General features: G+C 45.6%; 6 protein-coding genes. All 6 read left to right on the top strand.

Translation table 11 applies throughout. The annotated features are described in order from the left end of the window. Window positions 1-125: 125 nt before the first annotated feature. The gene (locus CAG65_RS10215) at window positions 126-770 is read left to right on the top strand and encodes an inovirus Gp2 family protein (protein ID WP_104966166.1); all 645 of its coding nucleotides are present in this window, start codon (window positions 126-128) and stop codon (window positions 768-770) included. Between the two features lie 60 nt (window positions 771-830). After that, on the top strand, window positions 831-1505 hold the full coding sequence (locus CAG65_RS10210) for an inovirus Gp2 family protein (protein WP_161453553.1): 675 nt from the start codon (window positions 831-833) through the stop codon (window positions 1503-1505). A 54-nt stretch (window positions 1506-1559) separates the two neighbouring features. Continuing rightward, window positions 1560-2159: an inovirus Gp2 family protein gene (locus CAG65_RS10205; RefSeq protein ID WP_024700458.1), complete on the top strand. Its 600-nt coding sequence runs from the start codon at window positions 1560-1562 to the stop codon at window positions 2157-2159. Between the two features lie 68 nt (window positions 2160-2227). Next, window positions 2228-2428, top strand: a complete 201-nt coding sequence (locus CAG65_RS10200) for an AlpA family transcriptional regulator (RefSeq protein ID WP_055035460.1) — start codon at window positions 2228-2230, stop codon at window positions 2426-2428. Window positions 2429-2510: 82 nt separating this feature from the next. Continuing rightward, window positions 2511-2951: a ribonuclease HI gene (locus CAG65_RS10195; RefSeq protein WP_005496785.1), complete on the top strand. Its 441-nt coding sequence runs from the start codon at window positions 2511-2513 to the stop codon at window positions 2949-2951. A 209-nt stretch (window positions 2952-3160) separates the two neighbouring features. Next, window positions 3161-5683, top strand: coding sequence for a T6SS effector antibacterial DNase (locus tag CAG65_RS10190; protein ID WP_161453552.1), 2523 nt, complete (start codon window positions 3161-3163; stop codon window positions 5681-5683). Window positions 5684-5722 lie beyond the last annotated feature (39 nt).

The following is a 5722-nucleotide window of genomic DNA, read 5'->3' as shown; positions in this document are numbered from 1 at the left end:
CACCTCAACCAACGACCTCATCACTCGATATCTTGGTAGGGGATGGGGTCCCCTACCCAAAGAGAGACTTAGAAAATAACGTCACTATCAGTACCTATGTCATTAACAAAACATAGGTCTCTATCATGTCTAAAAATCTAACCATCACACACGAATCCACTTTCAACGGAAACAAGGTATACATCGACAAGGAGGGTTTAGTCGTTGAATACCTTGAAGGGATAGAATCAGTCCTTGAGAAAGCTCTAGAGCAATATGCGAGACTTTTTATCGTTCGAGTGGACCTCAACTTACCAACAGACTTTAGAGGGGATGATTCAGCAGTGATGACTCGTTTCTTCCGCTCTTTGAAATCTCAGGTAGCGGCATATCGAAGACGTAGTGCTCGGTTAAATCGCAAACCCTATCGAGAGACCACTATTCGTTATGTGTGGGCTAAAGAATGTGATACCTCAACGAGCAGTCATTACCACGTTGCACTTATCTTTGACCGGAACATATTTCGCTCTCTGGGGGATTTTGGAGAGTATCAGCAAAGTTTGGCTAACCGTATTCGTAATGCATGGAAGCGTTCAGTGGAAGCCATGTACTCAGGTAAAGAGAAACCAGCTATCCATTTCTCCAAACAAGGCCAGTATCACTTGCTACGTAACTCTGAGGAGTTTGAGGAGGTGTTTCAATCTGTCTTTTATCGACTGAGCTATCTAGCGAAACGAAGAACGAAGCATTTTGGAAAGCGTATGAATAATTTCGGCCATAGTCATAAGTAGCTTAAAAATAACGGTAGTAACAGTTCCTGTGGGAATCACAACAAACCACAGGAACCAATCATGATTCATCAACTCAACGAGGCTCATCAAAGAGTCCACACCATCACTCATGACCGAACCTTTAATGGAAAGCCACTCTACTACCACAAGGATGGTCTCGTTCTCGAATACCTAGAGGAGATAGACCGAGTGCTGACTGAAGCACTAAACCAATACCCAAGAATCTTTGCTGTTCACATCAACCTAAACCTACCGAGTGACTTCGGGGAAGATTACCTAGCGGTGTTTGCCCATTTCTTTCGTATTTTAGAATCGGAGACTAATGAGCTCTGTAAGGACAAATACACCGACAGAACTTATCAATACCAGCAAACGGTCATTCGCTATATCTGGACGAGAGCCAGTGAATCCACCAGCGATCACCATCATCTTATCTTGCTCTTTGATAGGGATCTCTTTCAAAACTTCGGCACTGGACGAGAGGGTTGGGGACGTTTTCTTTACAAAAAAGTGAGAAAGACATGGGATAAGGTGGTTGAAGCTTATTACAGCCAACCATGCTCAGGATTAGCTTATTCCCCTACGAATGAGGGCTTTGAGCTGTTGTCTGACGCTCAAGTGTTCCCGCTACAGTTAAACGAATTCTTCTATCGAATCAGTCGTCTTGCGAAGCCCATTGCCAACCGGAACGATCACCGCAACAAGAGCTTTGGTTGCAGTCACGACTCACCTTAAAAAAGTACAGCGCGAGTAATGCCTATGTCATTCACACTCTGAGAGGTATTACCCATGTCGAACACAACCCACCTTCCAACCATTACTCGTGCTAGAACATTTAAAGATTATCCATTGTTTTACAGCAATAAGGGACTTTATGAATCAGCGCTTACCACGATGGATAAGGTCTTTGATCAGGCTCTCACTCAGTATCAACGTACTCTTGCGATGCGTTTGGATTTATACCTGCCTAAAGATCATCAAGACACCGATCTCAGCATCCTTAATGATTACTTTGACATTCTGAAAGAGAAAATCGATGCCGATTCGTTGCCTTATATATGGCGTAAGCGAGCTGATAAAACCCCTTCACATAACTACCGAGTAATGCTGTTTCTTGATGATAGTCAGTACTTCGGCCCTGCCATTTGTTGGGATAAAAGTAATCAGCTTGTGGATCATCTAAAAACAGCTTGGAAGGAAGCGATAGAAAAGCACTACAAAGGCAAAGAGCGATCAATGATCTTGTTTAACGACCGAGGGAACTATGGACTAGGAACACGCTGTAAGAGCAAAGATACCAATATAAAGCGTTGTGTCTTCCACCGTCTGAGTAGCTTTGCTGAAGCGTGGAAAGAAGAGCGTTACTGCTTTGGCTCTAGCCTAGATTAGATTAGGCCGACTGCACTTTTTTACCGTGGCGGCTTATCCATGGGTATATACAAGAGGAGACAATTCCCATGAGATTTCTACGACTTAAAGACGTAATGGCGATTACAGGGCTAGGCCGCTCCACTATCTACAAGTTCATGGCTGATGAAACCGATTTTCCGAAGAGTGTGCCACTCGGTGGACGAGCGGTGGCTTGGGTAGAAAGTGAAATCGAGGAATGGATGGAGTCGCGTCTGAGCATGCGAGACAACGCAGAATCCTTTCAGTAACACAAACATCAAATCACATCATCAACGGGGCGCTGGCTAAGCAAAGTCATGCGCCCTTTTTACAATTAGAGAGAGATAAACAATGAGCTATTCAATTTACGTAGACGGCGCTGCACCAAACAACCAACACGGATGTACACGAGGTGGTATCGGGCTGGTGGTCATGGATGAAGACAATGAGATTGTTCATGAAGAGAGTTTTACCATCAATCGAAAAACCGACAATGCTGAGCTGGAACTACTGGCCTTAATTGAAGCATTGGAATACGCAGAAGATGGAGATGTTATCTATTCGGACAGCGATTACTGTGTGAAAGGTTTCAACATCTGGATGGACGATTGGAAAGACCGAGGTTGGCGTCGAGCGGATAAGAAACCGGTTAAAAACCGCCAGCTTTGGCAACAAGTGGACGAGTTGAGTTCTAGGAAGTATGTCGAGGTGTTTAAGGTCAAAGCACATTCGGGCATTGAAGGGAATGAAAGAGCTGACCTGTTGGCGGTTGAAGCGGCGGAAGCTGACTAATACAAGAATTCATAGTTTGGGAGGGTAACACCTCTCAAGCTATGCCCTATTTTTTGTTTGGGATACGTTGGTTAATGATGAAGTCATTATCAATAGGTTTGGATGTAGTGGGTGAAAATCACAATGTCTGCAATTGGTAGACCGAACTTATGGTTATAAATCCTGCAACTCCCACTGGTTAGGTAGAATACATCCATTGAAAGTAGCGGATGGATTTAACTGTGGGTTATCGAGTGGTACGGTTAACCGAACTGATGGCATATGAGTTTGGTCAGGTTGAAGGTGACATTGGTAGGCTGGACGAAAGAGCGTTAGGCTCAGCACTCCCTCAGGGGATGAGCTATTCCAGTTTTATGGATAAGCTGAAAAGTGGTGAGTTAGCACTATTGACGGATTCCCCTTCAAAGCCTGTGATGCTCCGAGATGGCATGAGCAAATCATGGAGCTTGTCGGCGGAAGGGCAAGAGGTGTTATCGCCAGAAGCGAAAAGTGCCTACCTGTCCAGAACGAGAATGTCAGGCGGTGCGGCTGGCAGTGCTGCGCCCACTCAAAGCACCGCTGGTTATGCGCCTAACATTGAAGAGACCTACGTTCCTGAGCCCGTAAAACCTGATACCTCAGATGCACCACCAAAACTGCAATACGAATATTGCTTTGAAGTGGCTTGCTCGGATGAGACGTTTAGAAAAAGCGTGGGGTATGCGTTTGAACTGGCGAAAACCAAACAAGAATCCCTGATTGGCCGTTGGCAGACGGAGGCAACCGAGCACGGTACAAAATATATCGCTCATACCGCCTTTGATGAACCGAAAAAATTGGTCGCCAAAGTAGCGTCCAATGCTTTGGGAATGAGTGTCCCCAACAATGTGCAGGTGAAGCCTATAGGCTCTGGTGTAGTACGAGAAGCCTTTATCCCAGTTGTCCCTTCGGTGCAGCTTGGTGAGCGTTTGGGGCTGCCAACAGAAGGTTACTACTACCATTTTTACAATGGCCGCTTAGTTCAAGAGTACAAGCTGCTTGGCAATGGTAAGTGGGCATTCTACGCGACACGTTCAACCCACGAGCAGCTCAATGATGAGCAAGGCTACAACATCTATCAAAGCGCCATTCTGGTTTACTGGAAGCTCGAAGGTAAAGACGTTGAAAACCAACATCTGATTTATCTTGAACAGCCAATTACCCGAGAAGAGCTAGACAACCTCGATGATGACTGGTTGGCTCAACATGGTATCAAGCTTGATATCAACGAATTGCTTGCGGCGCCCAAGCTGCCTGTCGCGGAAAGACAAACTACTCAACCCGCGGAAACAGAGAAAGCAGAGAGTAAACCAGAAACGCATACTGTTGGAACGGACTCTAAGACCAACCAACGAGAATCATGGGGAGCCATTGCAGAGCAATATGGTTTGTCGGCGAAACAGCTACTTGATTTGAATCCACAGTACAATGCCGAGCCGATGTCGTTGAAAGTCGGGGATACGCTGACCGTTAAGGCCGTCGAACAAAACCAGAGCACTCCAGAAAAAGCGACCGATTTACCTCCGCTTTCCCCTTACACCTATAGCTGCTTGGCGAACACGCATTATGATTACTCTGATTCGCTTATCTCAGGAACCCAGTTTAAGGCGATAAACAGCGATAGTCTGTTCGAGAAAGAATTGCCCGTCACGAACTTAACCACCATCACCACGGCTTCTAAAGCCACCGACTATGGAAAAACGGCACTCCTTGCGATCCCCGCAAATGGCGCGGCAACGAACCTTGGCATTCTCAGTAGCAATACGACCAATACGATTGGTACGTGGTCGATTTCAGGAGAAGCGTTAGCAGGCTTTGCTCGAATGGGTGGCTTTCTAGTGGCCGCTTTATGGCCGTCTCAGCTTGCGGATGGTACCTTAGAAGGAAATCCAGATTTTGCGACCGGTGACACTACGACGATGCGTGTCCGTTTCAATATGTACACGGACGAAAATGGTAAACAGCAAGTGGTCGGCATCAAAACGGGAGACGGTAGCGCCTATGGTGAGCGAGTTGCGAAGCGTGAGGCTGTGCAACAAGGACAGCACTTTGTTGCTGAGCTAGAGAATGGGATTACCATTACATGGACACCGGATGGTTCAACGGATGTACTAACACCTGATACTGTATTGCCCGAAAATGATCAGCTGGATGTTCACAATATCTGGGTTCGTCCTATCGAAGAGCATGAACAAGAGATAGGTACAGCGCTCTATCCCGAGGAAGAGCTTGCTGAGTATATTGTGACTTTCCCTGCGGATTCTGGCGTGTCCCCCTTGTACTTAGTATTTAATAAGCGTAGTGCTGGAATTACTAAGGTAAAACCACTGGAAGTAGGCACTTATGGCGACTTAGCGCCAAGAAGCAAAAAGGATGGAATGGATATAGATCATATTCCATCTCAGGCGGCATTGTTAAGAGCTGCGGAAGAAATGCTTGGACGTCCTTTAACTGCTGATGAAAAGAAAGAAATTATTAACTCAGGTGCTGGAGTAGCGATCCCGAGAGAGATTCATCAAAAGTGTAGTGAAACATATGGTGGAAGAAATAAACTTGAAAAGCAGCAAGTTGATTCAGGTGATCTAGATGCGGCAGTAAATTCGAATTTTGATGCGATTAAGACATGTTTAAAAGAAAATGGCTACACTGATGAGCAACTTGAGGACGCTAGAGAAGAGCTCCACCGCTTAAATAAAGCAAACGGATGGTATTAGATGAACTATTTAGATTTTATTGGCTGCACTTATCAAGAC

Source organism: Vibrio sp. V39_P1S14PM300, from assembly GCF_009904765.1.
Taxonomy (GTDB): domain Bacteria; phylum Pseudomonadota; class Gammaproteobacteria; order Enterobacterales; family Vibrionaceae; genus Vibrio; species Vibrio proteolyticus.
This window is presented reverse-complemented; position numbering and strand designations above follow the sequence as displayed.

Bases quoted from the DNA above. Each gene is read 5' to 3' on its own strand.
- CAG65_RS10200 (WP_055035460.1), top strand. From the start codon at position 2,228: ATGAGATTTCTACGACTTAAAGACGTAATGGCGATTACAGGGCTAGGC.
- CAG65_RS10205 (WP_024700458.1), top strand. From the start codon at position 1,560: ATGTCGAACACAACCCACCTTCCAACCATTACTCGTGCTAGAACATTT.
- CAG65_RS10215 (WP_104966166.1), top strand. From the start codon at position 126: ATGTCTAAAAATCTAACCATCACACACGAATCCACTTTCAACGGAAAC.
- CAG65_RS10210 (WP_161453553.1), top strand. From the start codon at position 831: ATGATTCATCAACTCAACGAGGCTCATCAAAGAGTCCACACCATCACT.
- CAG65_RS10190 (WP_161453552.1), top strand. From the start codon at position 3,161: ATGGATTTAACTGTGGGTTATCGAGTGGTACGGTTAACCGAACTGATG.
- CAG65_RS10195 (WP_005496785.1), top strand. From the start codon at position 2,511: ATGAGCTATTCAATTTACGTAGACGGCGCTGCACCAAACAACCAACAC.